This is a genomic window from Mycobacterium sp. 1165178.9, from assembly GCF_001673555.1.
Classification (GTDB): Bacteria; Actinomycetota; Actinomycetes; order Mycobacteriales; family Mycobacteriaceae; genus Mycobacterium.
On record NZ_LZMB01000340.1, the window covers coordinates 1 to 1,036 of the forward strand.

The following is a 1,036-nucleotide window of genomic DNA, read 5'->3' on the forward strand; positions in this document are numbered from 1 at the left end:
GGCCCTGGCCGCCCTCCAGCTCCTGGGCGACCCGCAGCGCCCCCCCGAACACCGGATCACTGATCTGCCCGGCGTCGGCGAGATCCTCCAACCGAACCGGCCCACCGTCCAGCACCGACGACGCGCGCGCCGCCCGCAGGGCCGCCTCGGCGGCGGTCACCGGCCATCCTCGCAGGTTGGCGCGGTGGCGGTGGGCACGCCCCAGCTCGTCGCGGGCGCGGTCGCTGGCCTCGGCGACGCCGGGCAGTTCCATCAACGGGGCCAGCGGGTCAGCTGTCACAACTTCACAACCTATCCCCGTCGGATTGCGGCGCATGCGGGATGGCGTCCAGCAACTGCCTGGTGTATTCGTGCTCGGGGTCGGTGAAGAGGCGCTCGGTGGGCGCGCGCTCCACTACGCGCCCCGCCCGCATCACCAGGACGTCGTCGGCGATCTGCCGGATCACTGCCAGGTCGTGGCTGATGAACAGATAGGCCAGGCCCAGTTCGGCCTGCAGCTGAGCCAGCAACTCGAGTATTTGCGCCTGCACCAAGACGTCGAGCGCCGACACCGCCTCGTCGCACACCAGGACGTCGGGCCGCAACGCGAGCGCCCGCGCGATCGCGACCCGCTGGCGTTGGCCGCCCGACAGCTCGCGTGGCAACCTGCTCAGCAACGACGACGGCAGCGCCACCTGATCGACGAGTTCGCGCACGGCTTTTCCGCGGTGCCCGCGGTCACCGACGCGGTGTCGTTCCGGCTGCAGCGGGCCCGCACGCTGGCCATCGTCGGTGAGTCCGGCTCCGGAAAGTCGACGGTGGCCCGCATGGCCCTGGGTCTGCTTCAACCCACCTCGGGCACGGTCGTTTTCGATGGCGCGCGGATCTCCGACGGGATGAGCCGGGATGCAATGATGGCCTTCCGCCGGCGCGTCCAGCCGGTGTTTCAAAACCCCTACAGCAGCCTGGATCCCATGTACTCGGTGTTTCGCGCCATCGAGGAACCGCTGCGCATTCACCGCGTCGGTGACCGCGGGCACCGCGGAAAAGCCGTGCG

3 pseudogenes are annotated in these 1,036 nt (G+C 70.3%); 1 reads left to right on the forward strand and 2 read right to left on the reverse strand.

The annotated features are described in order from the left end of the window. A pseudogene (locus A5652_RS14745) lies at positions 1-280 on the reverse strand (oxidoreductase); the annotation flags it as partial. Between the two features lie 4 nt (positions 281-284). After that, positions 285-731: pseudogene (locus tag A5652_RS14750) on the reverse strand (ATP-binding cassette domain-containing protein); the annotation flags it as partial. Between A5652_RS14750 and A5652_RS14755 the strand changes: the two are divergent. Next, positions 723-1,036 (forward strand): annotated as a pseudogene (locus tag A5652_RS14755) (ATP-binding cassette domain-containing protein); the annotation flags it as partial. The pseudogenes A5652_RS14750 and A5652_RS14755 sit on opposite strands and share 9 nt — an antisense overlap.